At 70.7% G+C, this 25058-nt stretch carries 27 protein-coding genes; 12 read left to right on the top strand and 15 right to left on the bottom strand.

The window, feature by feature from the left end; genetic code table 11:
- The coding region (locus Q0W60_RS09800) for a class I SAM-dependent DNA methyltransferase (protein ID WP_297695022.1) at positions 1–2273 on the bottom strand (2273 nt) is incomplete at its 3' end.
- A 175-nt stretch (positions 2274–2448) separates the two neighbouring features.
- Between Q0W60_RS09800 and Q0W60_RS09795 the strand changes: the two genes are divergently transcribed.
- On the top strand, positions 2449–2697 hold the full coding sequence (locus Q0W60_RS09795; RefSeq protein WP_297695020.1) for a DUF4160 domain-containing protein: 249 nt from the start codon (positions 2449–2451) through the stop codon (positions 2695–2697).
- A complete protein-coding gene (locus Q0W60_RS09790; protein WP_297695018.1) occupies positions 2690–3085 on the top strand; it encodes a DUF2442 domain-containing protein in 396 nt (131 codons plus the stop codon). Before Q0W60_RS09795 ends, Q0W60_RS09790 begins: the two co-directional genes overlap by 8 nt.
- A 50-nt stretch (positions 3086–3135) precedes the next feature.
- On the opposite strand, the gene dnaG is transcribed toward Q0W60_RS09790, so the two are convergent.
- Positions 3136–4989, bottom strand: coding sequence for a DNA primase (dnaG, locus tag Q0W60_RS09785; protein ID WP_297695016.1), 1854 nt, complete (start codon positions 4987–4989; stop codon positions 3136–3138).
- 119 nt (positions 4990–5108) lie between these two features.
- Here dnaG and Q0W60_RS09780 point away from each other — a divergent pair, with 119 nt between their 5' ends.
- The 6 genes from Q0W60_RS09780 (at position 5109) to Q0W60_RS09755 (ending at position 9660) form a co-directional block, all read left to right on the top strand.
- Positions 5109–5864, top strand: a complete 756-nt coding sequence (locus tag Q0W60_RS09780) for an enoyl-CoA hydratase/isomerase family protein (protein WP_297695014.1) — start codon at positions 5109–5111, stop codon at positions 5862–5864.
- Positions 5864–6196 (top strand): hypothetical protein, encoded by a 333-nt coding sequence (locus Q0W60_RS09775; protein WP_297695012.1) that lies wholly within the window; start codon positions 5864–5866, stop codon positions 6194–6196. Before Q0W60_RS09780 ends, Q0W60_RS09775 begins: the two co-directional genes overlap by 1 nt.
- 9 nt (positions 6197–6205) lie before the next feature.
- Entirely contained in the window at positions 6206–7372 is a 1167-nt protein-coding gene (locus Q0W60_RS09770; protein WP_297695010.1) for an acyl-CoA dehydrogenase family protein, read from the top strand.
- A complete protein-coding gene (locus Q0W60_RS09765; RefSeq protein WP_297695008.1) occupies positions 7372–8574 on the top strand; it encodes a CoA transferase in 1203 nt (400 codons plus the stop codon). The genes Q0W60_RS09770 and Q0W60_RS09765 overlap by 1 nt, the downstream gene beginning before the upstream one ends.
- A 48-nt stretch (positions 8575–8622) precedes the next feature.
- Positions 8623–9285 (top strand): HAD family phosphatase, encoded by a 663-nt coding sequence (locus tag Q0W60_RS09760; protein WP_297695007.1) that lies wholly within the window; start codon positions 8623–8625, stop codon positions 9283–9285.
- Between the two features lie 123 nt (positions 9286–9408).
- Positions 9409–9660, top strand: a complete 252-nt coding sequence (locus Q0W60_RS09755) for a hypothetical protein (protein WP_297695005.1) — start codon at positions 9409–9411, stop codon at positions 9658–9660.
- Between the two features lie 50 nt (positions 9661–9710).
- Here the strand turns inward: Q0W60_RS09755 and Q0W60_RS09750 are convergent, their stop codons facing one another.
- From Q0W60_RS09750 to Q0W60_RS09735, 4 genes are all read right to left on the bottom strand, one after another.
- Positions 9711–10298, bottom strand: coding sequence for a hypothetical protein (locus Q0W60_RS09750; protein WP_297695003.1), 588 nt, complete (start codon positions 10296–10298; stop codon positions 9711–9713).
- 114 nt (positions 10299–10412) lie between these two features.
- The gene (locus Q0W60_RS09745; protein ID WP_297695002.1) at positions 10413–11273 is read right to left on the bottom strand and encodes a TauD/TfdA family dioxygenase; all 861 of its coding nucleotides are present in this window, start codon (positions 11271–11273) and stop codon (positions 10413–10415) included.
- A gap of 162 nt (positions 11274–11435) precedes the next feature.
- Positions 11436–12200, bottom strand: coding sequence for a DUF169 domain-containing protein (locus Q0W60_RS09740; protein ID WP_297695000.1), 765 nt, complete (start codon positions 12198–12200; stop codon positions 11436–11438).
- Positions 12197–13408, bottom strand: a complete 1212-nt coding sequence (locus Q0W60_RS09735; protein WP_297694998.1) for a M20 family metallopeptidase — start codon at positions 13406–13408, stop codon at positions 12197–12199. Before Q0W60_RS09735 ends, Q0W60_RS09740 begins: the two co-directional genes overlap by 4 nt.
- A gap of 133 nt (positions 13409–13541) precedes the next feature.
- Between Q0W60_RS09735 and Q0W60_RS09730 the strand changes: the two genes are divergently transcribed.
- Positions 13542–14453, top strand: coding sequence for a phytanoyl-CoA dioxygenase family protein (locus tag Q0W60_RS09730; RefSeq protein WP_297694996.1), 912 nt, complete (start codon positions 13542–13544; stop codon positions 14451–14453).
- A 2-nt stretch (positions 14454–14455) separates the two neighbouring features.
- Here the strand turns inward: Q0W60_RS09730 and sigJ are convergent, their stop codons facing one another.
- The 4 genes from sigJ to Q0W60_RS09710 all read right to left on the bottom strand — a co-directional run bounded on the left by sigJ (position 14456) and on the right by Q0W60_RS09710 (position 16646).
- Complete coding sequence (gene sigJ / locus Q0W60_RS09725; RefSeq protein WP_297694994.1) at positions 14456–15319, bottom strand: RNA polymerase sigma factor SigJ; 864 nt, start codon at positions 15317–15319, stop codon at positions 14456–14458.
- Between the two features lie 10 nt (positions 15320–15329).
- Positions 15330–15881, bottom strand: coding sequence for a hypothetical protein (locus Q0W60_RS09720; RefSeq protein WP_297694992.1), 552 nt, complete (start codon positions 15879–15881; stop codon positions 15330–15332).
- Positions 15862–16266: a hypothetical protein gene (locus tag Q0W60_RS09715; protein ID WP_297694990.1), complete on the bottom strand. Its 405-nt coding sequence runs from the start codon at positions 16264–16266 to the stop codon at positions 15862–15864. Before Q0W60_RS09715 ends, Q0W60_RS09720 begins: the two co-directional genes overlap by 20 nt.
- Before the next feature lie 134 nt (positions 16267–16400).
- Positions 16401–16646 (bottom strand): DUF1272 domain-containing protein, encoded by a 246-nt coding sequence (locus tag Q0W60_RS09710; RefSeq protein ID WP_297695024.1) that lies wholly within the window; start codon positions 16644–16646, stop codon positions 16401–16403.
- Between the two features lie 170 nt (positions 16647–16816).
- Here Q0W60_RS09710 and carA point away from each other — a divergent pair, with 170 nt between their 5' ends.
- Positions 16817–17986, top strand: coding sequence for a glutamine-hydrolyzing carbamoyl-phosphate synthase small subunit (gene carA / locus Q0W60_RS09705; RefSeq protein ID WP_297694989.1), 1170 nt, complete (start codon positions 16817–16819; stop codon positions 17984–17986).
- A gap of 204 nt (positions 17987–18190) precedes the next feature.
- On the opposite strand, the gene Q0W60_RS09700 is transcribed toward carA, so the two are convergent.
- The 5 genes from Q0W60_RS09700 to Q0W60_RS09680 form a co-directional block, all read right to left on the bottom strand.
- The gene (locus tag Q0W60_RS09700) at positions 18191–18769 is read right to left on the bottom strand and encodes a fasciclin domain-containing protein (RefSeq protein ID WP_297694987.1); all 579 of its coding nucleotides are present in this window, start codon (positions 18767–18769) and stop codon (positions 18191–18193) included.
- 84 nt (positions 18770–18853) lie between these two features.
- Positions 18854–19567, bottom strand: coding sequence for an anti-sigma factor (locus Q0W60_RS09695; RefSeq protein WP_297694985.1), 714 nt, complete (start codon positions 19565–19567; stop codon positions 18854–18856).
- Positions 19564–20121 carry a sigma-70 family RNA polymerase sigma factor gene (locus Q0W60_RS09690; RefSeq protein WP_297694983.1) on the bottom strand — a complete coding sequence of 186 codons (558 nt, stop codon included), beginning with the start codon at positions 20119–20121 and terminating at the stop codon, positions 19564–19566. The genes Q0W60_RS09695 and Q0W60_RS09690 overlap by 4 nt, the downstream gene beginning before the upstream one ends.
- Positions 20122–20221: 100 nt before the next feature.
- Positions 20222–20641, bottom strand: coding sequence for a cupin domain-containing protein (locus tag Q0W60_RS09685; RefSeq protein WP_297694981.1), 420 nt, complete (start codon positions 20639–20641; stop codon positions 20222–20224).
- A gap of 38 nt (positions 20642–20679) precedes the next feature.
- Positions 20680–20904: a hypothetical protein gene (locus Q0W60_RS09680; protein ID WP_297694979.1), complete on the bottom strand. Its 225-nt coding sequence runs from the start codon at positions 20902–20904 to the stop codon at positions 20680–20682.
- Between the two features lie 169 nt (positions 20905–21073).
- Between Q0W60_RS09680 and Q0W60_RS09675 the strand changes: the two genes are divergently transcribed.
- Positions 21074–21586: a GFA family protein gene (locus Q0W60_RS09675; RefSeq protein WP_297694977.1), complete on the top strand. Its 513-nt coding sequence runs from the start codon at positions 21074–21076 to the stop codon at positions 21584–21586.
- 126 nt (positions 21587–21712) lie between these two features.
- On the top strand, positions 21713–25015 hold the full coding sequence (gene carB, locus Q0W60_RS09670; RefSeq protein WP_297694975.1) for a carbamoyl-phosphate synthase large subunit: 3303 nt from the start codon (positions 21713–21715) through the stop codon (positions 25013–25015).
- Positions 25016–25058: the final 43 nt, after the last annotated feature.

Below are 25058 nucleotides of genomic sequence, written 5' to 3'. Positions count from 1 at the left end.
TTGTTGCGCTCCCGCTCCGGCTTCACGTGGAAGAGCAGATGCCGGAACGGCGCCTCGTAGAGCGCGGCCTCCGCCTCGGTCATCTTCCAGCCGAAGTCGATGATCCACTTGTCGGCGGGGCGGCGGGTCACGTCCAGGCCGTTGCGCCAGGGCTTCAGCACGTCGCTGTTCGGCCGGCCGTTGGGGTTGAGCGGCAGCTCCAGCCACTCGCGCGCGAGTTCACCCGGAATGTCGAAGGCGCCGCCTTTGGTGTCGCCCATGAAGGCGACACCGGCGTTCTCCTTCAGGCGCGCGGCCTTGGTGAGGTCAAAGTCGGCCGAGGTCAGATCAGCGTTGATCCGAGCCGCCGGGCGCCCGTCGAGTTCGCGCGCCCCGAAACCGGACCCGAAGCCCAGCATGGACACGCGCACCGCCGCTCCTTCGAGAATCCAGGGCTCATCCGCCCACGCGATCCATAGCTCTCCGGCGTCGGCGATCGCGTCGAGCGCCCTACGATTGGCGCCGCCGCGGATGGAATTCGTCGTCACCAGGCCGGCGCGGGCGGCCTTGCCGGCCTGGATCGCCCGCCACGCCTTCTCCACCCAATAGGCCACGAGGTCGGCCTCCGCCGGCACACGGCCCCTGTAGGTCGCAAACAGCCGCTCCACCGCGGCGTCGCCGAGATTGTCCCGCATCCGCTTGCCGCCCAGGAACGGCGGATTGCCGATGATCACGTCGGCCTGCGGCCACTCGGCCTCCGAGCCGTCGGGGTTCAGCAGGGCGTCGCGGTTTTCGATCTGGTCGAGCGTGGAGAGCACCGGGTCGGGCGGGGGCTTGGTGGCCTTCTTCAGCGTCCATTGCAGGTAGCCGATCCAGAGCGTGAGGCGCGCCAGCTCGGCGGCGTAGCGGTCGATCTCGATTCCCCGAACGCATTGCAGGCCAAGGGCCGGCAGGAAGCCCGTGAGGCCCAGCCGCTCGGCGTCGACGATCGCCCGTTGCTCGAGGTCGAGCAGCTCGTGCAGCGCGACATAGAGGAAGTTCCCCGAACCGCAGGCCGGGTCGAGCACGCGGAACGCCGCGAGGCGGTCGAGCCAGGCCTGCACCCGCTCCTTCGCCGCGCCGTAGGCCTGGTCCTTGCGCTTCAGAGCCTCGGCGATCCTGCGCCGCCGCCTGGGCTCGTCGGCCTTGGCGGCGAAAGGGTCCGTCTTCATCTTCTCGCCCGCCTCGTCCAGCACCGCCTTGCGCTCGGCCTCTGCCTGGGCGATGCGCGCGACCTCCTCGCGGACTTCGCCCAGCACCGCCTCCCATTCGGCCGCGAGGGGGCGGACGATCACCGGCTCGACGATCTTCAGGATCTTCTCGCGGTCGGTGTAGTGGGCGCCCAGCGCCGGCCGCTCCCGGGTCGCCTTCAGCGCCTGCTCGAACAGGCTGCCGAAGACGGAGGGGTCGATCTCCGACCAGTCGTGCTCCTCGGCGGTGTCGGCGATCAGCTTGAGGTCCGGCGGCTCCAGCGGCAGGGTCGCGGCGTCATCAAACAGGCCGCCGTTGAACCAGCGGATCAGGTGTTCGCCGAAGAAGGTGTCTCCCGGGCGCGCCATCAGGCCGAACAGCGCCGCGAGCTGCGCCTGCGCCGCCGCCGGCTTGTGCGCCACCGCCTTCACCGTGCGGCTGAACAGGTCCTTCGGCAGCAGGCCCGCGTCTTCGGCGAACATGCAGAACACCAGCCGGTTCAGGAAGTGCGCCACGGCGCGCGGGTCGAGCTTGCGCTCCTGCAAGCGTCGGCCGAGCTCTCCGAAGCGCTCCGCCGCCTTGGCGGTCAGCTCCTGCGGGCTGACCTTCGGCTTCAGCTCCTCCGAACCGTCGAACACGGCGCGGAGCAGGTGCAGCTTCGCCGGGTCGAGCAGGTCGTCGAGAGCGAACTCGTACTTGCGCGAGACCGTGTTCGTCCAGTTGGTGTGGACGATGATGCGCTCCATGTCGGAGACCACGAGATAGGGCGGGTTCTCGAGGTCGAGAGCGTAGGCCTGCAGCTGGCGCAGCGCGGCGTTGAGGTCCTTGTGCTTGCCCTTGTATTCCCAGCCGAAGCAGCCGCGCCGCCAGACATCGGCCCAGCCGTCGCCGCCGCCCACCTTCTCCGCGCCGCGCTCGAAGCAGTAGTGGTCGCCCTTGGCGTCGTCGTCGGTCGGCGTGGGGACGCCGAGGATCGAGCAGAGGTCGTTGAAGTGCGATTGCGAGGCCTGCCGCTCGCGCAGCTCGCTGTCGCTCCACTTGCGGACGAATTCGGCAGGCGTCATCGCATCCCCGACTCGGATGGCAGCTTAGCGCCCGCGGCGGCGCGCGCCATGCGGCGCCGGCGGCTCGACCTGGGTCCCGGCCTGCGCGGGGATGAGCGGGGAGATGGCGCAAGCGCCGCATGACCCTTGAACACCGGAACCTAGACATCATCTAGGTTCTGTGGGACAAGCGGCAATGGCGACGGTCTTCAGAAGTCACCGCCGATACAGGGTGGCCGTTAATTCCAATGATCATCCTCCCGCTCACGTGCATGCGTTCGGCAAAGGTTGCGAAGCTCGCTTCAAACTGAACTGCCCCGATGGCCCGATCGAATTCTGGGACGCCGAGGGTGATTGGACGTTGAAGCACCTCAACGAGCTCGGGCTGGAAGTCGCCGCCAACATCGACGAATGCTGCAAGGTTTGGAGCGACATCCATGGCTGAGTTCAAACTGCTGGACGAGGCTTCCTTCAAGAGGGGCGTCAACCGCAAGCGCCGCCGCCCCCTTCCCCGCGCGATCTCCGCGCGGTTTGACCGCAGGTCTCATCGGGTGATCGTGCGCCTCGACACGGGCCTGGATTTCTCGTTCGATCCGCGACGGGCGCAGGGCCTCGCCGAGGCGCCAGCGGAAGACTTTGTGGGCGTAACCGTGGAAGGCGTCGGCAGCACGCTCCATTTCCCTCGCCTCGACGCCGACTACGCCGTCTCGGGCCTGCTCGAGGGCTTCCTTGGACCCCTGGACTGGACTCGGCGAGAGGCGCAGGCGAAAGCCTCGCGCGAGAACGGCAAGCGTGGCGGCCGACCCAAGAAGGAAATTGGCGCCACGACCTGAGCGTCACCGGCCGCTTGTGCGGCGGGATGTCGGGCCGGGATTCAGCGATTTTACTCGGCCCAAATTGTAAGATCGCTGAGTTGGTGTTCAAGGATATGACGGCGACTCCTGATCGTACGCCGGCGTTCGATAAAATCGTTGGGATCATCGATTGGCGGCCGCTCGGCGACTGCCTGCCTCAGTGCGGCCAATTCGATAATGCCCTCAAGGGCACGACGCCACATTCTTTCGGCCTCTTTCTCCGGGATCGCGGGATCGAGGAACGGCAGCGTGGGAACCTCATGAGCGATACGAAACGCTTTGTTGAAGGCGTCTTCTGCCCTCGCGTGGCGGATGAAACTCATGAGAAGGTTTTGGTCGGCGCCTGGCTCGGATAGCGCCTCCACAATCGCATCAGCGACCTTCCTGAGGGGCGGGTCACCAAATCCGAAGGCGGCGATCTCCTCGACATAAGGGAGAAGCAGAGCGGGAGTTTGCACGCCCCTGACGGCCACCGATGCATTTAGTCGGCGGGTACGCTCCCGTAGAATCTGAGCCAGATTCTTGTTGATGATTAAGCTGACGACCGTCGATGGCTTCCTATTCGCCCATGCCGGCACAAACTGATTGCGCGGAAAGCTCTCCTCGAAGCGTCGTAGGAGATCGATGCGGTACTGTTCGGCTAAATCGGCATCTCGGACCTGCCGCGCGACCTGGCGAAGCCGGACCTTGAACCCCGCTCTTTGCTCTGGGGTTTCTAGCGGAGTGAGCTGCTTCTCGCGCAGGAACAGCGCCTCGACGAAGGGCGTGGTGCGGGAGAGCTGCGCCTTCAGGGCGGCCGGGCCCTGCTCGCGGAGCACCTCGTCAGGATCCTTGCCGCCTTCGACGATGGCGAACTTGAAGGAGCGGCCGGGGGTCAGCAGCGGCAGCGCCCGGTCCATGACCCGCGCGGCGGCCTGCCGGCCGGCGCGGTCGCCGTCGAAGCTGAGGGTGGGCTCGGGGTGGTGGCGCCAGAGCGCCTCCATCTGCTCCTCGCCGAGCGCCGTGCCCATCGGGGCCACGGCCGGGATCCCTGACCGCAGGCAGGCGATCACGTCCATGTAGCCTTCGACCACCACCAGCGGCGGCTCCTCCCCGGATTCGTTCGCCTTCGGGGGCGCGGCGGCCAGCACCTTGCGGGCCTCGGAGAGGCCGTAGAGCTGGTGGCCCTTGTGGAAGGCCGGGGTCTCGGGGCCGTTCAGGTACTTGGCGCGGGCCTGCGGATCCATCGCCCGGCCGCCGAACGAGACCACCCGGCCGCGCGCGTCAAGGATCGGGAAGATGATCCGGTCGCGGAACCGGTCGTAGGGGGCGCCGCCCTCCTCCGGGGCGATCAGCAGACCCGCCTCCACCAGCTCCGCGGGCCGCGCCCCCTTGGCGACGAGGTAGTCCTTCAGCGCCGTGCGGCCGGCGGGCGAGAAGCCCAGGCGGAAGCGGGCCCAGTCCTTTTCCGGCAGGCCGCGCTTCTCTAGATAGGCGCGGGCCTCGCGCCCGGCGGGTCGCTTCAGCTCCGATTCGAACCACTGGCAGGCGGTCTCAAGCCAGTCGAGCAGGCTCTGGCGGGTCTTCTCCTGCTCGGCGGCGCGCGGATCGACCGCCGGCAGCGGCACGCCCGCCTCGGCGGCCAGCCGCTCGACCGCCTCGACGAACGACAGCCGCTCGGTCTCCTGCAGGAAGCTGATCAGGTCGCCGGTCTTGCCCGAGGAGAAGTCGAAGAACTGGCCCTTGTCGTCGTTGACGTAGAAGGAGGGCGTCTTCTCCTTGGTGAAGGGCGACAGGCCGACGTACTCGCGGCCCTGCTTCCGGAGCTTGACCGTGCGGCCGATCACGTCGCTGGGCCGCAGCCGCGACTTGATCTCGTCGAGGAAATGTTCGTCGAAGCGCAAGGCGGCGGGCCCCCAGGGCGATCATCTTGCGCCCGCCCGGCGCACCTCGGCAATGCGACGCCGCGCTCGCCCCCGCGGCGCGCGGCCGCTACAACGAAAAGAAAAAGACGGCAGGAGCGATGGAGAAGGTCCGGGTCGAGGTTCGGGGGCCGGTGCGCGAGGTGACGCTGGCGCGCCCCGAGAAGCGCAACGCGCTGGACGCCGAGATGCTGGAAGGGCTCAAGGCGGCGTTCGCGCAGCCGCCCTCGCCCGCCGAGCGCGCCGCGGTGATCCGGGCGGAGGGGCCCGCCTTCTGCGCCGGCCTGGACCTGCGCGAGCGCGGCGGCGGCGGGCTGGCCTCGGGCGGGATCGAAGAGATGCTGCACGCGATCGAGCTCTACCCCCTGCCGGTCACAGCCGTGGTGCAGGGCGATGCGATCGCCGGCGGCAACGAGCTGGCGCTGCACTGCGACTTCGTGGTCGCGAGCGAGACGGCGCGGTTCGGCATGAGCCTCGCCAGGATCGGGCTGGCGCCCTCCTGGTTCCTGGCCAAGAAGCTGCTGGAGGTGGCGGGGCCGGTGGGCGCCCGCGAGATGCTGCTGCTGGGCGATCTGCTGCCCGCGCGGCGGATGGCCGAGCTCGGACTGATCCACCGGGCGGTTCCCGCCGCGGAGCTGGAGGCGGCCGCCGCGGCCGTCATCGGGCGGCTGGCGGCGAACGCGCCCCTGTCGCTCCGGGCGATGAAGGCGCTGCTGGTCCGGGCCATGGCGTTCCGCGACGCGATCCCGCACGACGACGTCGACGCGCTGGTCACCGCCGCTTCGCGCAGCGCCGATGCGCGCGAGGGCATGGCGGCGATGCTGGAGAAGCGCCTGCCGCGGTTCGAGGGGCGGTGATGGGGGTTCGCCTGGAGAAGCCCTGGCGGCCGCTCACGCCCGAGGCGATCGCCGCCCTGCCGGCGGAGCTCGGGGTGTTCCAGCTGGGCGATGCGGCGGGCGCGGTGGTCCGCATCGGCTACGCCGGCGGGCGCACCCTGTTCGGGCTGCGCAGCGAGCTCGAGGCGGCGCTGGCGAAGCAGGAGGCGACCAAGTTCCGGACCGAGGTCACCGCGCAGTACATGAGCCGCTACGAGGAGCTGCTGATGGTCCACAAGGCCGATCACGGCCAGCTGCCGCCCGGCAACGCCGCCGACGTGCGCCGGCGGCTCGGCCGGCTCCGTCCCGGATAGGAGGCGCGCATGGACTTCGAGCCGAGCGAAGAGCAGGCGCTCATCGTCGACCAGGTCCGCCGGTTCGTCCGCGAGGAGGTCTGGCCGCTGGAGGCGAAGCTCGATCCGGACGCCTCGCACGTGGAGCCCGAGGACCACGCCCGCCTGGTCGAGAAGACCCGCGCCATGGGCCTCTACGGGCTGGGCATCCCCCCGGAGTTCGGCGGCCCGGACGTCGACATCGTGACGCAGACGCTGATCGCCATCGAGACGGCGCAACACCGGGCGGGGCTCTACTCCCCCTGCTACGGCGCGTTCGGCGGCGCGGGCCTCGCCCAGCTCTACGAGGCCAACGAGGACCAAAAGGAGCGCTACCTGTTCCCCATGCTGCGCGGCGAGAAGCGCGGCTTCTTCGGCCTGACCGAGCCCTCCGGCGGCTCCGATCCGGCGCGCGCCATCCGCACCAAGGCGGTGCGCGACGGCGACGCGTGGGTGATCACCGGGTCGAAGATCTTCATTTCCGGGGCGGACGGGGCCGACTTCGGGATCGTGTTCGCACGGACCGACGCCGAGAAGGGCCGCGGCGGCATCACCTGCTTCATCGTCGATGCGGACACGCCGGGGTTCTACGTCCGGCGCGTGGTGCACACGCTGCGCTCCGGCCACTATGGCACCGAGCTGCAGTTCGAGGACGCGCGCGTGCCGCACGCCAACGTGCTGGGCGAGGTGAACCGCGGCTTCGCGATCGCCAACGATCGGCTGACCCGCCAGCGCATCCCCTATGCGGCCGGGTGCCTGGGCGTCGCCGTCCGCGCCCAGGAGATGGCGATCGACTACGCCAAACAGCGCGAGACCTTCGGCGCGGCGCTCTCCACCCGCCAGGCGATCCAGTGGATGGTTGTCGACAACGAGATCGACATCCGCACCGCGCGCTGGGCGATCCTGGCGGCGGCCTGCAAGGCGGCGAGGGGCGAGCCGTTCCGCACCGAGGCGGCGATGGCCAAGCTGCTGGCGAGCGAAGGGGCGAGCCGCGTGGTCGACCGCGCGATCCAGATCCACGGCGGCTATGGGGTGACCAAGGACCTGCCGCTGGAGCGCTGGTACCGCGAGATGCGCATCCGCCGGATCGGCGAGGGCCCGAGCGAGGTGCAGCGCATCGTGATGGCGCGCGACCTGTTCGACCAGGCGCTCTACTGATGGCGACGCGGCCCCCGCCCCTCGCCGGCATCACGGTCCTCGACTTCGGCCAGGTCTATCAGGGGCCCTACGCCGGCCTGCTGCTCGCCAAGGCCGGCGCCGACGTGATCAAGATCGAGCCGCCCCGCGGCGAGCCGCTGCGGGTGCGCGAGGCGGTGGGCGGCGGCGCCTCGCTGCCGCTCGCCATGCTGAACTCCAACAAGCGGACGATCACGCTGAACCTCAAGAGCCCGCGCGGCGTGGCGCTGCTCAAGGAGATGGTCGTGAAGGCCGACGTGCTGCTCGAGAACTTCGCGCCGGGCGTGATGGACCGGCTCGGCGTGGGCGCCGAGGCGCTGATGGCGATAAACCCCCGGCTGATCTACGCCTCGGCGACGGGCTACGGCCTCTCGGGACCGGAGCGGGACAACCTGGCCATGGACATCACCATCCAGGCCGCCTCGGGGGCGATCAGCGTCACCGGCTTCCCGGACGGGCCGCCGGTGAAGGCCGGGCCGGCGATCGCCGACTTCCTGTCCGGCACCCACCTCTATGGCGCGATCGCCACCGCCCTCTTCGAGCGCGAGCGCACCGGCCGCGGGCGCCTGGTCGAGGTGGCGATGATCGAGACGATGTTCCCGACGCTGGCCTCCAACCTTGGCATGATCCACAACAATCCCGACCGGCCGCTCGGCCGCACCGGCAACCGCCACGGCGGCCTCGCGGTCAGCCCCTACAACGTCTACGCCTGCCGCGACGGCTGGTTCGCGATCATCTGCAACAACGACGACCACTGGGCGGCGCTGCTGCGCGCCATGGGCCGCGAGGACCTCGCCGGCGACGCGCGGTTCGCCACCAATGCGGCGCGGGTCGAGCACATGGCCGAGACCGACGCGGTGGTGGAAGCCTGGGCGGCGGGGCTGACCCGCGCGGAGATCTTCGCCGCCACCGGCCGGCACAAGGTCCCCTCCGCCCCGGTGCGCGACCTGCACGAGGTGCTCGCCAACGCGCACATGCAGGGCCGCGGAATGCTGGAGACGATCGACCACCCGAGCCTCGGGCGCATCACCGTGCCGAACAGCCCCTTGCGCTATCACGGCACGCCGCAGACCCCGGCCCAGCCGAGCCACGCCATCGGCGCGGACAATGCGGAGGTCTATCGCCAGCTCCTCGGCCTCGACGCTGCGGCGGTCGAGGCGCTGAAGGCGCAAGGCGCGATCTGAGTGACAAACCCCTCGACGCCACCGCTCCACGCCAAGCGCAGCGCGGCATTGCCGCATCGCCCCTGCGCGGTGGTCTTCGACATGGACGGCCTGCTGTTCGACACCGAAGCGCTCTGGCAGGAGGCGCTTCTTTCCGCCGCCGACGAAGCGGGGCACGAGGTCACGGAGGAGATCTACCGCCAGTCGATCGGCGTGCGGCGGTCGCAGTGCAGGGGTCTGTTCCTGTCGCACTTCGGCGAGGACTTCCCGTTCGACGACTTCCACGCGAGCTGGTCGCGCCATTTCTGGCTGATCGCCGAACATAAGCTGGCCCTGAAGCCGGGAGCGCTGGAACTGCTGGACATCCTGGACGAGGTCCGGCTGCCGCGCGCGATCGCCACCTCGTCGTCTCGCACGACCGTCGAGCGTCACCTGACCGCGCACGGCCTGATGGATCGTTTCGACGCGATCGTCTGCCGCGGCGACTACGAGAACGGCAAGCCCGCGCCCGATCCATTCCTGAAGGCCGCCGAACGCCTGGGGGTCGAGCCGCGGTCGTGTCTGGCCCTGGAAGACTCGCACATCGGCGTCCGCTCGGCGGCGGCGGCCGGCATGATGACCATCATGGCGCCCGATCTGCTCGAGCCGACCGAGGAGATCGGCGCGCTCTGCGTCCTTGTCGTGCGCGATCTGCATGAAGTGCGTGACCTGGTTCTGGCGTGCGTGCGATGAGCCCCCATCCGTCGGCGTCCCGGCCCCCTGCGCCGCCGCCGCAGGCAGGCTTGATTTGAACTTGCGGGCCGAAGGCGCCATGTTCGCGCCCGTGAAGCGCCAGCGTTTCAAGGGGGTCGGCGCATGATCATGTGGGTTCGAGTGGTTGGCGCGCTGGTCCTGACCTGGGCCGCGCTCGGCTGTCTCGACTACTTGGGCGTCACTGCGCTCCTCGGCGGGCGCTCGGGGGACGACGTGCACAACCCCGTCCAACAGCAGACCTGGGCGCGCGACCTGTTCTGGTTCGCGATCTTCGCCGTGGTCATGGCGACCTCGCTCTTGGCCGCCGCGCGCCGCGGCGCGGTGCAACTGAAGCGGGCGCTGGCGAAGAGCTAGGCGGCCGGGCCCGGCGGAAGTTCCGCGGCCGGCCGCCTGGACGCTTCAACCTATTGCTGACTGACGCCAGCCGAGCCTGAGGCCGAGGCCCCGGCTTGCACGCTCGCGTGCGTCCCGCCGGCGTTGGCCTTGGCGTCGCCGGATCCGGAGCCCGACCCCGCCGCATGGGCCGAGCGGGAGGCGCCGCCCGCCTGCGCCGAGCCCTGGGCCGATCCGGCGCCGGATGCGCTCACAGGAGCTGCGGACGCTGCGCCGGCCGCCTGGCCCTGCGCCTGGGCGGTCGTCGAGGCGGCGAGTCCCTGAGCGGTCGCGGCCGCGCCGCCCGCGGCGCCCTCCGCCTGGCCGGCGGCCGAATGCGCGGCCCGCGCCGCGCGCCGGGCGGCTCTTGTGCTGCGCGTGCGCGCGGCGTCGACCGTGTCGCGCGCCGTGGAGTCCACGCCGAGCCGGGCATCGCCCGAGAGACCGCCGGCGAGGCTTCCGCCGAGCCCTCCCGCCGCGCCGCCGAGCCCGCCGCCCAAGCCGCCAGCCAGGCCGCCGCCGATCGCGCCGCCGCCGCCCAGCAGCTGGGCCTGCGCGGTGGTGGCCAGGAGAAGGCCGCCCGCCGCGGCGAGGGAGAGGATAGCCAGTCGATTCCGCATCTTGCGTGCTCCACGTCTGCGATGACGATCGCCCCGCCCGAGAGCCCCAACGTCTCGCAGGCCAAGCTTCATCCAAGCGGCGGAAGGTTTCGGCGTTCGCCGAACGCCTGGGATTCAGGCGTGAGCGGCGAACTCGGCGACCGGGTCGCCGGCGAGGCGGGAGTGGTACATCACCCGCGGCTCGCGCATGTCCCACGGGCAGGCGCGGTGCATCAGGCAGCGGTTGTCCCAGACGATGGCGTCGCCGGGACTCCAGTGGTGATGCCACACCCGCGGCGGCTGGGCGGCGAAGGCGACGAGGTCCTCGATCAGGCGCTCGGACTCCTCGGGCGCGAGCCCCGGGATCCCATAGGCGTGGCGGCCGACGTTGAGCGACTTGCGCCCGGTCTCCGGATGGGTTTTCACCAGCGGCCGAAGCGGCGGGTCCTTCACCTGGAAGCCGTAGCCGGAATAGGCGCTGCCTTCGCTGTGCTGATGGCCGAGCTTGGCCTGGCTGTAATGCAGCGAGTGGTAGGCCGAGAGGTCCGCGATCCTGGACCTGGTCGCCTCGTCCAGGGCGTCGTAGGCGGCGCGCATGTCGGCGAAGCCGGTCTCGCCGCCTTCGGCCGGCACGACGTGGGCGGTGAAGACCGCGCCCTTGGCCTGCACCGGCATGTAGGTGGAATCGCAGTGCCAGCCCATGTTGCCCTTCAGCACCTTGATCACGTCGTCGCTGTCGTCGTCGGCGCGGAGGGACCCGTCGGCGCGCACGTTGGAGATCGGCGCGAGGTCGAACTCCAGGGCCCCGAACCGGCGGGCGAAGGCGACCTGTTGCTGGGTCGTCAGATGCTGGCCCGGGAAGATCAAGAGCGCGTAGTCGAGCCAGGTCTCGTAGAGCACGGCGAAGTCGGCGTCGGAGAGGGCGGCGAGCCTCAGGCCGGTGACCACCGCGCCGAAGGTGGCGGGCAAGGGTTCGACATCGAAGGGCCGGGTCATCGGGGCATTATGAACCACGGAAAATCCGGAAGACACGGAAGGATTTGAAACCGCAGAAAACGCAGAAAGGCGCAGAACGCTTGTTGATCGCGCCTTGGGCGCGATCGGCGTGCTTGAGCTCGCTCCGTCGATCCTGCGTCCTTCTGCGTATTCTGCGGTTTCTTACGACTTGTAGCTCACGGCCATGCCGGCGCGGACGTCCTGCTGCACGCCGTACTGCGGGAAGGGGTAGCGGAAGCCGTTCTTGGCGAGCGCGCGCATGCCGTCGATGGCCTTCTGCAGGTGCTCGGGCGGGGTCGCCATCAGCATCTCCTCGTCGAGCACGCCGCCGTAGCGGCGCTCGGCGAAACAGGGGATGGAGAGGCTGGGCTCGCGCCTGGTGAGCGCCCGGCCCCAGCTGTCGGCGCAGGCGCTCTCGCCGACCACGCTGAAGTCGAAGCGCTTGTAGCCGGCCCACTGCAGGCCGTTGATGAAGTAGATCATCGCGCCGGGAGTGGCGTAGAAGAGCGCGATGTCCGGATCGCCGAGCTTGCCCGAAGCGAGCGGGCCCACCGCCAGCGCCTGGTAGCGGCCGTCCGGGACGCAATTCATCGCGGCCTGGTGCGCGGCGGCGTCCTCGAGCGTCGAGAACCAGACGCCGGTCATGTGCTCGCCCGACTTCCACGCATCGGTCTTGGCCGACCCGAGGCCCACCACCGCACGGCACTGCGCGCCCACCAGATCCTCCGCTGTGATCCCGACGGTCCAGCCGAGGCGGGACGCCTGGCCGACCACCTGGTCCAGCGTATGGACGTGCTGCGGCCGGCGGATGCGCGGGATCGCCTCCATCTCCGCAGCGTCCTCGTAGAGCTTCATGCCGAACGGGATCGAGCGCAGCTTCAGGAGCTGTTCGAGGTCGGCCGTGAGCGCGGGCCAGTCGGTGCTCATGCGGCGAACCCCTCGCGCAGGAAGGCTTCGGCGAAGCCGCAGTGCATGGCGACGCCGCGCGGCATGACCCGCTCGTCGAGCACCATGCGGTTGGAGTGCAGGGCGCAGCAGGCGCGGAAGTCGCCGCCCTCGGGCGTCGCGCCGAGGAAGACCATGGCGCCGGGGACCTTCTGCAGGACGTAGGCGAAGTCCTCGGCCCCCATGACCGGCGCCGGCATGGTGCGCCAGGCGGCCTCGCCGTACAGATCCTGGGCGACGCGTTCGGCGAGATCCACGGCCCGGGCGTCGGAGACCGTCACCGGGAATCCCGGGAAGAGCTTCAGTTCGGCCTCGGCCCTGTGGGCCGCGGCGATGTGCCGGGCGAGGCGCTGCAGGCCGTCATGGGCGAGCTTGCGCGAGTGCTCCGAGAACGAGCGGATCGTGCCCTCGATCTCCGCCGTCTCGGGGATGACGTTGTTGGTCGTGCCGGCGGTGATGCGGGCGACGGTGACGACCACCGGATCGAACGCCGGGATGGTGCGGGTGACCATCGCCTGGACGGCGCCCACGATCTCGCAGGCGATCGGGATCGGATCGAGCGCCGCGTGCGGCTGGGAGGCGTGGCCGCCCTGCCCCTTCACATGGATCTCGAAGCGGTCGGCGGCGGCCATGAGGGGACCGGCGCGCCCGGCTATGATCCCGGTCGGCACGTTGGGCGTGATGTGGATCGCGAAGGCGGCGTCGGGCAGCGGATCGATCAGGCCGTCGTCCAGCATGTGGCGGGCGCCGTGGTGGCCCTCCTCGCCCGGCTGGAACATGAACATCACCGTGCCGGCGAGCTCCTCGCGCCGCTCGCAGAGCACCCGCGCGGCGCCGGCCAGCATGGCGACGTGGGTGTCGTGGCCGCAGGCGTGCATGGCGCCCTCGACCCTGGAGGTGAACCCGAGCCCGGTCTCCTCATGGAGCGGCAGGGCGTCCATGTCGCCGCGCAGCAGCACCGTGCGCCCGTTGGCGGGGCCGCGCAGGATGGCGACGAAGCCGGTGGTGGCCCCGCCCTCGCGGATCTCCAGCGGCAGCCCCTGCAGCGCCTGCTTGGCCTTGGCGGTGGTGAGCGGGGTCTTCAGGCCGAGCTCCGGCTCCTCGTGGATCGACCGCCGCAGGGCGATGAGCTCGGGCAGCAGGGCCTCGCCGGCCTCGCACCAGCGTGCGGAGGGGGTCATCACGGTCATCGGGCGGGCTCCTTGCGGCGAGAGGCCCAGGTTGGCGCGCCTTCGCCACCGCGCGCAACCGCCGACGTAGCGTCAGCCTCGGCTTCGCGGGCGAGCGGGCGTAGGCTCGGGCGAAAAGCCGGAGGTCATCGCCATGCCAGCGCTGCAACACCTGCCCGCCGATGCGCCCGCCGAGGCGATCACCGCCGTGCTGCAGCGCGACGGCGCGCTGATCCTCGACGACATGCTGCCCGCGGCCGAGGCCGACGCCGTCGCCGCCGAGCTCCGCCCCTACGTGGAGGCGACCAAGCCGGGGCGCGACCTGTTCTCCGGGCTCAAGACCACCCGGACCGGCGCCCTGGTCGCCCGCTCGCCGCTCTGCCGCAAGCTGATCCTCGATCCGCGGGTGCGGGCGATCTGCGATGCGGTGCTGCTGCCCAATTGCCAGCGCTACCAGCTGCACCTGACGCAGCTGATCCGCATCATGCCCGGGCAGCCGGCGCAGGCGATCCACCGCGACCGCTGGGCGTGGGGCAAGCACATGCAGGCGATCGAGCCGCAGCTCAACACGATCTGGGCGCTGACCGACTTCACGGCCGCGAACGGCGCGACCCAGGTGGTCCCGGGCTCGGTCGCCTGGCCAGACGAGCGGGTCGCCGAACCCGGCGAGATCGCCCGCGCCGAGATGCGCCGCGGCTCGGTGCTGGTCTACACCGGCAGCGTGTTCCATGGCGGCGGGCCCAACGACAGCGACGGCGACCGCTGGGGTCTCAACATCACCTACGCCCTGGGCTGGCTGCGGCAGGAGGAGAACCAGTACCTCAGCTGCCCGCCGGAGATCGCCCGGACGCTCGAACCCGAGCTGCAGGCGCTGATCGGCTACGCCATGGCCTATTACGCGCTGGGCTACTACACCCCGCCCCTGCCGCCCGGCGAAGGGCCCGAGATCGTCCCGCCCGAGCACGCCCTGAGCGGCGCCGGCGAGGCGGACTCGACGCTGGGCTCGGCGGCGCTGCTGGAGGCGATCAGGGCCGAGCTGCGCGGCGCAAAGGAGCCGGCCGAGTAGGTCTAGCGCATCGCCACGTGGCCGAGCTTGTCGGGATTGCGCACCTCGTAGATCGCCGAGATGCGTCCATCGGCGTCGGTCTCGAACGACACGGTCTCGGGATCCCCGCCGGCGAGACGCAGGACGACTCCCGGCGCGCCGTTGATGCGGGCAAGCTCGATCCGCTCGACCTCCGGCACGCCGCCGCGCCACCTCAGCCCCTGGAGCAGGCGGATGATGTCCTCGCGGCCGACCAGGACCCGCAGCGCGGCCTTCCGCTTGCCGCCGCCATCGGTGACCATCACGGCATCCTCGGCCAGCAGGGCTGAGAGCTGCGCGACATCCGCCGTCGCCGCGGCGGCCATGAAGGCGGCGGCGAGCTCGGCGGCCTTGTCCGGGCGGATCGAGAAGCGCGGCCGGGCCTCCTGCACGTGCGCGCGGGCCCGGGCGGCGAGCTGGCGGACGGCGGGCTCCGATCGGTCCAGGGTCTCGGCGACGGCGGCGTAGTCCTCGTCGAAGACGTCGTGCAGCAGAAAGACGGCGCGCTCCAGCGGCGACAGGCGCTCCAGGGCCAGCAGGAAGGCGACCGACACGTCCTCCGCCCGCTCGACGGGATCGGCGTCGAGCGGCTCGATCAGCGGCTCCGGCAGCCAGGGGCCGCGGTAGGCCGCGCGGGCCGCCTTGGCCGCGCGCAGGCGGTCGATGCAGAGCCGGGTCGCGGCGCGCACCAGCCAGGCCGCGGGGTCGGCCACGTCCTGCGGCGCATGGGTCCAGCGCAGCCAGGCGTCCTGCACCGCATCCTCGGCCTCCGCAACGGAGCCCAGCATGCGGTAGGCGAGGCGCTTGAGGCGAGGCCGCTGGGCTTCGAAGAGCGCGGTGCGGTCCATGGGGCCAAGCCTACGCCGCGATCGCCAGATGCGCGACCGGAGCCGGTTCGCCGGCCACCACCACCCGGGAGCAAGCCTTGCCGTGACCAAGCGCGTACTTCAGCGTCGGGTACATGCGCGCCGTGGTCAGCGCCATGGCGACGGCGACCAGGCCCTTCCCGCCCCAGCGGCGGAGGATCTCGTCACGGAGCGGATCGCAGGCGGCCATGTCGCGGGCGAGGCTGGCGCGGGCGAAACGCCAGGCGAGCGCGGCCTCGGCGCCCATGGCGGCCTCGTCGCCCGCCAGGACGGCGCGCAGCACATCCGGCGAGACGCCGTTCGCCTCGGCGATCTGGACCCCGATCTGGGTGCAGGGGCCGCAGTCCTCGGCCAACGTGCCGGCGATGCCGGCAGCCGCCAGCGCGGCGGCCGGCGCGGCCTTGCGCTCGACGAGCCCGGAGACGAAGGCGAACTTCAGGAGCGTGGCGGGCGAGGCGTCCAGCACCTCGCGCATATAGGAGGCGTCGTAGTTCCAGCTCCGCTCGAAGCGGTCGATCCAGCGCCTAAGCAGCGACTTCAGCATGGGGAGACTCCTTGGAGATCGGGCGAACGGCGAGCCACAGGGCGAGCGCGGCCGGCAGGTAGACGCCGCCTGCGTCGCGCAGCACGTCGGCGAACGGGTGGGTCCCGCAGACGGCGTCGTAGACGTGGACGGCGGCGTGCAGGGTCAGGAAGCCGGCGGCGGCGGCCAGGCCCGACCAGGCCTCCTGCGGCCATGCGGCGTAGGCGCTGAGGGCGCCGCCGGCGACCAGATAGGCCGCGCCGATGTCGCGCACGAAGTGCGGGTTGTAGGGCCCGGTGGCGGTCACGCCGGGCACGGCGCCGTACCACCAGAGGCCGGCGAACAGCATCGCGAGGCCGTTCACGGCCAGGATCAAGCCAAGCGCGCCTGCGATCGTCCGGGCCATCCGTCCGCCTCCTGTTCGGTTCTGAGGCAAGGACGGGGAAGCAGAGGAGGTTGTGACATTTCCCGCCAGCCCCTCCTCTTCAGGAGAGGAGGCGCGCATTTCCGTGAAATCGGTGTGATCCGTGGTTCCCTACTTCAGGCGGCGCAGGGGGCGTGCGGCTTCACGACGCGCTCGGTCGAAGCCGGGAAGCGGGCGAGCATCGCGGGCGGACGGATCGGGCGCGGGACGAAGGCGCCGCCGCAGTTCGGGCAGCGGCCGCCCAGGCGGGTGTCCACGCAGTCGGCGCAGAAGGTGCACTCGAAGGTGCAGATGCGCGCCTGATCGCTCTCCGGCGGCAGGTCGCGGTCGCAGCATTCGCAGTTAGGTCTGAGCGCCAGCATGGGCGGACTTGGCCAGAGCGCGGCCGGCGACGCAAGGACGCGCATCCCTCGCTTGCAGCCGCCCGCGATTGACCGGCGCGGGCCGGGCCACTACGTACGCGGCCGTTTGCCCGCCCGGTGGATCGGCGGGCCGATTTCCCGCATCCTGCCCCGCGGAAAAGGAGTCCTTCATGAGCCGCGACCTCCTGCCCGGCGCGACCGGCGTCCTGGCGATCGCCGACGGGACCGTGCTGCAGGGCATCGGCGTGGGCGCGGTCGGCGAGGCGGTGGGCGAGGTCTGCTTCAACACCGCCATGTCGGGCTACCAGGAGATCCTCACCGATCCCTCCTACATGGCCCAGATCGTCACCTTCACCTTCCCCCACGTCGGCAACGTCGGCGCCAATGTGGAGGACGTGGAGCAGGTCTCGGGCTCGGCGACGACGGCGGCCAGGGCCGCGATCTTCCGCGACGTCCCCACCCGCCCGGCGAACTGGCGAGCGGAGGCGGACCTGGAGACCTGGATGGCGCGGCGCGGCGTCATCGGGCTGGCCGGGGTCGACACCCGCGCGCTGACCAAGCGCATCCGCGAGCACGGAATGCCGCACGGGGTGGTCGCGCATCACCCGGAAGGCAAGTTCGACCTCGAGGCGCTGATCGCCCGGGCGCGGGCCTGGTCCGGCCTGGTCGGCCTCGACCTCGCCAAGGACGCGAGCTGCCTGCAGCCGTTCGTGTGGGACGAGGGCCTGTGGGCGTGGGGCGAAGGCTACGCGAAGCCTGCCGCCAAGCCCAAGTACGAGGTGGTGGTCGTCGACTACGGCGTGAAACGCAACATCCTGCGCGCGCTGACCTCGATCGGCGCCCGCGCGACGGTGGTGCCGGCCAACACCACCGCCGAGGCGATCCTGGCGCGCAAGCCCGACGGCGTGCTGCTCTCGAACGGGCCGGGCGATCCGGCGGCCACCGGCGAGTACGCGGTGCCCGAAATCAGGAAGCTGGTGGAGAGCGGCACGCCGGTGTTCGGCATCTGCCTCGGCCACCAGATGCTGTCGCTGGCGCTGGGCGCCAAGACCGTGAAGATGGAGCAGGGCCACCACGGGGCGAACCATCCGGTGAAGGACCTGACCACCGGCAAGGTGGAGATCGTCTCGATGAACCACGGCTTCACCGTGGACCGCGACACCCTGCCCGGCCCCGTGGTCGAGACGCACGTCTCGCTGTTCGACGGCACCAACGCCGGCATCGCGCTCACCGACCGGCCGGTGTTCTCGGTGCAGCACCACCCGGAGGCCTCGCCGGGCCCCACCGATTCGCTCTACCTCTTCGACCGCTTCGCCGGCCTGATGGACCAGGCGAAGTAACCGCAGAAAACGCAGACGCTCGCAGAAGAAGGGCGGCCGAGCGGCCGGCCTTTGGTTTGGAACCACGGATTTCACGGATTCTCACGGATCGCGGCTGAAGCGCCCCCCCGCGGGATCGGGAAACGAAGCGCCGCGGGCGATCCGCCCATCCGTGCCAAGCCGTGGGCTCGCTTCGGCGCCTCTCTGCGTCTTCTGCGGTTCGCCTTACGGCATCAGAACGGCGTCGACGACGTGGATCACGCCGTTCGACTGGTTGACGTTCGGGATGGTGACGCGGGCCATGCCGCCCTTGGCGTCGGTGAGCCAGACCGCGCCGTTCCTGGCGCTGACCTTGAGCGGCTCGCCCTCGACGGTGGTGAGGCTCCCGCCCATGCGGGCCCTGGCCATCAGGTCGGCGGAGGACATGCGGCCCGCCACCACGTGGTAGGTCAGGATCTTGGCGAGCGTCGCCTTGTTCTCGGGCTTCACCAGACTGTCGACCGTGCCGGGCGGCAGCTTGCCGAAGGCGGCGTTGGTCGGCGCGAAGACGGTGAACGGCCCCGGCCCGGAGAGGGTGTCGACCAGGCCCGCGGCCTTCACGGCGGCGACCAGGGTGGTGTGATCCTTCGAGTTCACCGCGTTCTGGATGATGGTCTTCGACGGATACATGGCGGCGCCGCCCACCATGACGGTGTGCTCCTTGCCGCCCATCATGTGGGCGGCGCTCATCCGGGCCGAGGCCATGCCGCCGGCGGCGAGGGCCAGCGCAGCGCCCGCGAGCGCCGCCGAAACGATCTTACGCATTGTGGTCTTCCTTCGATTTCCCATCGCCCCCGTATCGGCGATGGCGAAGGTACGGCCGCGCGGCGGGCGCGGATGCAGCCCCGCTCAGACCTGCGCGAGCTTGCCGACCGCGGCGATCGGGCCGGAGGGGGCGTCCTTCTTCGGCGATCCGCCGGGCGGCTCGATCGAGACGGCGAGCGTCGCGCCAGGCTGCAGCATGGGAGCCATCTTGCCGGGCATGGGCATGGCCTTCGATGTCCCCGGCGTGATGAGGCCGAGCGGATGCGGCTTGCCGTCGGCCGGAATGACCCAGAGCTCGTGGACGTGGCGGGGGTCGCCGCCGGGCGGCGCCAGCGAGGTGACGATCAGCGCCTTGCGCACCGGATCGTAGGCGGCGATGAACATCGGCTGGCCCGAGGCCTGGCTGGTCAGGCTGGCGTTGAGCAGCGGCGCGGCCTGGCGCGGCGGCGCCTGGATCACGACCGGCGGCCGGTTGGCCAGGAACACGCTCACCGCCAGGCTCGCCGCGGCGAGGCCGAGGGCGCCTGCGGTGATGCCGCGCCAGACGCGGAGCGCGCGGTTGTCGTTGGCCGGCAGCGCGCGCTCGATACGCGACCAGGCGTCCGGCGGCGGCGGGACCTCGGCGATGCCGCCGAGCAGCGGTGAGAGCCGCTCGCGCCAGGCCGCCACCAGGGCGGCGAAGGCCGGATCGCGCGCCATGCGCGCCTCGGCCGCCGCGCGCTCGAGCCCCGAGAGCACGCCCAGTGCATGCTCGGCCGCCAGGGCTTCGGTCTCGGAGAGGTCGGGGCCTTCGCTCATCGCTCCAGGCACCCCTTGAGCCTGGCGAGGCCGCGGCGGATCCAGCTCTTCACCGTGCCCAGCGGCGCATCCATCCGGCGGGCCAGCGCCTCGTAGGTCACGCCCTCGAAAAAGGCGGTGCGGATCACCGCCTGGGTGCGGGCGTCGAGCTCGCCGAGGCAGCCGTTCAGACGCGCCGCGTCGTCGGCGGCCGCCAGCAGCGCCTCGGCGCTCACGGCGCCCTCGTCGGCGATCTCCAGGTCCTCCGCGGGTTCGGCGCGGGCGAGCGGCCCGCGGGCGCGCAGCCGGTCGATCGCCCGGTTGCGGGCGATGGCCGCGACCCAGGTCATGACGCTGGCGCGGCCCGCATCGAAGCGGTCGGCGCGGCGCCAGACGGTGACATAGACCTCCTGCAGCACGTCCTCGGCGTCCTCACGATCGGAGAGGATACGTAAGGCGACGCCGAAAAGCTTCGCGGATGTCGCCGCGTAGAGCTGGCGCAGCGCCGCGCGGTCGCCGGCGGCGATCCGCGCCATCAGCGGGGCGAGCGCGTCGGCGGTGACAGCTGGAGCCAAGGTCGTCCCGTCCGGATCCGTGCAGCCAAGCTGCCCCGCGCGCCGCCTCGCGGCAAGCGCCGGGCGCTCGCTGATACGATCGCGGGCTCGCTGCGGACGCCTAGGGGGACTGGCGCACGACGTTGGAGACGCCGGGCGGGGTCTGGTCGAGGGCGATCAGGCGGGCGGGGCCCGGCCCCAGCGCCTCGGCCTTGTGCCACTGGTCCACCGGATCGACGCTCATGTCGCCGGCCTTGAGCTCGTAGCTCTCGCCGGTCGCGAGATTGGTGACCTTCACCTGTCCCGAGAGCACATAGACGTAGCGCGGATAGGGATGCTTGTGCGGCGCGATCTGGCCGTGCGGCGGCACCGTCGTCTCGGAGACCGTGACCTGCAGCGGGCCGGCCGGGGCGACGATCGGCTGTCCCGCGCTGGTGGCGGACAACGTCTTCAGGGTCGTGGTGATGGGCGCGGGCGGCGTCTGGGCCGCGGCCGAGCCGGCGAGCGCCAGGGCGGCGAAGAAGGGGAGGGTTCGGATCATGCGCCCAGCCTGGCGCCGCGCGGCCGACGATGAAAGCTCTAGGCGGCCTTGTGCTTGAGCGGGCGCTTGGCGGCGCGCTTGGCCTGGGCGGCGGCGAGCCGGCGGGCGCGGCGCTCGGCGGCCGCCTCCTCGAGCGTCGGGATCAGGTCGCAAGCCGCGGCCCGCTGCTTCTCATCGCCGGCGTCCTTCAGGCGCCGCGCGTTGGCCAGGAGGTTGACCACGTCCTCATCGCTCATGGTGGGGATCTTTTCGATGAGGGTCATGGGGTCTCCTCGGACATCGTTCGCGACCGGCGGCAGCCCCGCTCAGCCTCAGTTAACAATATGGCTGAGCGGCGATTTGGTTGCGGCGCAGCAGAGGTTTTTTGCGGCTCGCCGCGTGGCCCATGCCGCGGAAGTTGGTAGGTTTTCCGGCGAGTCCAGGGAGGGGCGGATGGCGAAGAAGCCGGCGAAGGCGGCGCCCGAGAAGCGCTCCGCGGTGCAGGCGCAGGCGGCCTGCGCCTGCGGGGCCGTGCGGCTGGAGATCGACGTGCCGGCGGTGTGGGCCTGGCACGACCATTCGGCCGAAAGCCGCCGGGCCCACGGCTGCGCCTACGCGACCTATGTGGGCAGCTGGAAGAGCCGGTTCCGCATCCTGCAGGGCAAGGCGCACATCACCCGCTACGAGGACCCCGAACGGAAGACGGTCCGCAGCTTCTGCGCCCGCTGCGGCACGCCCCTGACCTACGAGCGGCCGCGCTCGCCCAAGATCGTCAACATCCCGCGCGGCATCTTCCGGAGCCGCACCGGCCGCGAGCCGCGCTACCACATGTATCTTCCGGAACAGGCCGACTGGACCTGGACCGGCGAAGCGCTGGCGCCCCTGAAGGGCTATCCCGGCGTGATGCGCGAACGGCCCCGCAAGAAGGCCCGGACGCTGGAGCCGCCGCTCGACGAGTTGCTCTAGTGCGCCTGCGCGATCACGCCGCTTGCGCGCGAAAGAGTCGCCCTCTAAGGGGACCGCTTAACCTGCAGTTCTGACCGGCGGCGCGCGCGTGAGTTTCGCGCGGTCGCCGCTTCGCGCGCGAGAGCTATGCCCAAACGCACCGATCTCTCCTCGATCCTGATCATCGGCGCGGGGCCCATCGTGATCGGCCAGGCCTGCGAGTTCGACTATTCCGGGGTGCAGGCCTGCAAGGCGCTCAGGGCCGAGGGCTACCGGATCGTGCTGGTGAACTCCAATCCGGCGACGATCATGACCGATCCGAACATCGCCGACGCCACCTACATCGAGCCGATCACGCCGGAGATGGTGGCCAAGATCATCGAGAAGGAGCGGCCGGACGCGCTGTTGCCGACCATGGGCGGGCAGACCGCGCTGAACACGGCCCTCGCGCTCGAGCGGATGGGCGTGCTGGAAAAGTTCAATGTTGAAATGATCGGCGCCCGAGCGGAGGTGATCGAGAAGGCGGAGGACCGCGAGAAGTTCCGCAACGCGATGGACGCGATCGGGCTGGAGAGCCCGAGGTCGAAGGCCGCGCATACGCTGGAGGAGGCCGAGGTCGCGCTGGAGCTGGTCGGCCTGCCGGCGATCATCCGGCCCTCGTTCACGCTCGCCGGCACCGGCGGCGGGATCGCCTACAACGTCGAGGAGTTCCGCGAGATCGTCGAGCGCGGCCTCGACCTTTCGCCATCCACCGAGGTGCTGATCGAGGAGAGCGTGCTGGGCTGGAAGGAGTTCGAGATGGAGGTCGTCCGCGACAAGGCGGACAACTGCATCATCGTCTGCTCCATCGAGAACGTCGACCCGATGGGCGTCCACACCGGCGATTCGATCACCGTGGCGCCGGCGCTGACCCTCACCGACAAGGAATACCAGCGCATGCGCACGGCCTCGATCCAGGTGCTGCGCGAGATCGGCGTGGAGACCGGCGGCTCCAACGTCCAGTTCGCGGTCAACCCTGCCGACGGCCGCATGGTGGTGATCGAGATGAACCCGCGCGTCAGCCGCTCCTCGGCGCTGGCCTCGAAGGCCACGGGCTTCCCGATCGCCAAGGTCGCGGCGCGCCTGGCGGTCGGCTACACCCTCGACGAACTGATGAACGACATCACCGGCGCGACGCCCGCCTCGTTCGAGCCCTCCATCGACTACGTGGTCACCAAGATCCCCCGCTTCGCCTTCGAGAAGTACCCAGGGGCGGAGCCGCTGCTTTCCACGTCGATGAAGTCGGTGGGCGAGGTGATGGCGATCGGCCGGACCTTCGCCGAGAGCCTGCAGAAGGCGCTGCGCGGGCTGGAGACCGGCCTGACCGGGCTGGACGAGGTGGTCATCGAGCCGGACGACCGGGAGGATGCGCCGCACACGGCGATCCTGCGTCAGCTCGGCAAGCCCACGCCGGACCGCATCCGGGTGATCGCCGAGGCGTTTCGCGCCGGGCTGACCTGCGACGAGATCCACGCCGCCTGTTCCTACGAGCCCTGGTTCCTGCGGCAGATCGAGGCGCTGGTGAAGGCGGAGGCGCAGATCCGCGACGACGGCCTGCCGACGCTGGCGGCGGAGTTCCGCCGGCTGAAGGCGCTGGGCTTCTCGGATGCGCGGCTCGCCAACCTGACCCGCACCACCGAGAAGGAAGTTCGCGAGCAGCGCCGCGGCCTGGGCGTCAGGCCCGTCTTCAAGCGCATCGACACCTGCGCCGGCGAGTTCCGCGCCGAGACGCCCTACATGTACTCGACCTACGAGACCGGGGCGTTGGGCCAGATCCCCGACGACGAGAGCGAGCCGTCGGACCGGAGGAAGGCGATCATCCTGGGCGGCGGGCCGAACCGCATCGGCCAGGGCATCGAGTTCGACTACTGCTGCTGCCATGCCGCCTTCGCGCTCGACGAGATCGGCGTCGAGTCGATCATGGTCAACTGCAACCCCGAGACCGTCTCCACCGACTACGACACCTCCGACCGCCTGTACTTCGAGCCGCTGACCGCCGAGGACGTGCTGGAGCTGATCGAGGTGGAGCGGAGCCGCGGCGAGCTCCTGGGCGTGATCGTGCAGTTCGGCGGCCAGACGCCGCTGAAGCTGGCCAAGCCGCTGGAGGACGCCGGCGTGCCGATCCTCGGCACCTCGCCCGACGCCATCGACCTTGCCGAGGATCGAGAGCGGTTCCAGAAGCTGCTCACGCGGCTGAAGATCGCCCAGCCGGTCAACGCCATCGCGCGCTCGCCCGAGGAGGCGTTCGAGGCGGCGCACCAGGTCGGCTATCCGGTGGTGATCCGCCCCTCGTACGTGCTCGGCGGCCGGGCGATGGAGATCGTCCGCGACGACGAGCAGCTCGACCGCTACATCCGCACGGCCGTGCAGGTCTCGGGGGACAGCCCCGTGCTGATCGACCAGTACCTCTCGCGGGCCACCGAGGTGGACGTGGACGCGCTGTGCGACGGCGAAACGGTGTTCGTGGCCGGCGTCATGGAACACATCGAGGAGGCGGGCGTGCACTCGGGCGATTCCGCCTGCTCGCTGCCGCCCTTCTCGCTGAAGGATGAGACGATCGCGGCGCTGAAGCGGCAAACCGAGGCGATGGCCCGGGCGCTCAAGGTGCGCGGGCTGATGAACGTGCAGTTCGCGATCGAGGAGCCGCAGAGCGAAAATCCGCGGATCTTCGTGCTGGAGGTCAATCCGCGCGCCAGCCGCACCGTGCCGTTCGTCGCCAAGACGGTGGGCCTGCCCATCGCCGCGATCGCCGCCAAGGTGATGGCCGGCAAGACCCTCGCAGGCTTCGGTCTGGTCGAAGCCAAGTTCGACCACATCGCGGTGAAGGAGGCGGTGTTCCCGTTCGCCCGCTTCGCCGGCGTCGACACCGTGCTGGGCCCGGAGATGCGCTCGACGGGTGAGGTGATGGGCCTCGACTGGGCGCGGCCCGGCGAGGGCCCGGGGCCGGCGTTCGCGCGGGCGTTCGCCAAGAGCCAGCTCGGCGGCGGCACGGCGCTGCCGACCGGCGGCTGCGTGTTCGTCTCGGTGAAGGATGCGGACAAGTCCTGGATCCTGGAGCCGACGCGTCTCCTGGCGGCGCACGGCTTCAAGGTGCTGGCGACCGGCGGCACGGCCAGATACCTGCGCGACGAGGGCGTCGAGGCGGAGTTCATCAAGAAGGTGCTGGAGGGGCGGCCGCACATCGTCGACGCGATGAAGAACGGCGAGGTGCAGCTGGTCTTCAACACCACCGAGGGCCGCCAGTCGCTGGTGGACAGCTTCGAGATCCGCCGGTCGGCGCTGATGATGAAGATCCCCTACTTCACCACCACCGCGGGCGCGTTGGCTGCGGCGCAGGCGATCGTGGCCACCGCCGAGGCTCCTCTGGAGGTGCGGCCGCTGCAGAGCTACGCGCAGGGAGCGCGGACCTGAGCGAGATCAACGCCGGCCCTTTCCTGCGGCGTTAGGAGGCGCA

It is taken from the genome of Phenylobacterium sp., assembly GCF_025934275.1.
In the GTDB taxonomy this organism is placed as follows: Bacteria; Pseudomonadota; Alphaproteobacteria; order Caulobacterales; family Caulobacteraceae; genus Phenylobacterium.
This window is presented reverse-complemented; position numbering and strand designations above follow the sequence as displayed.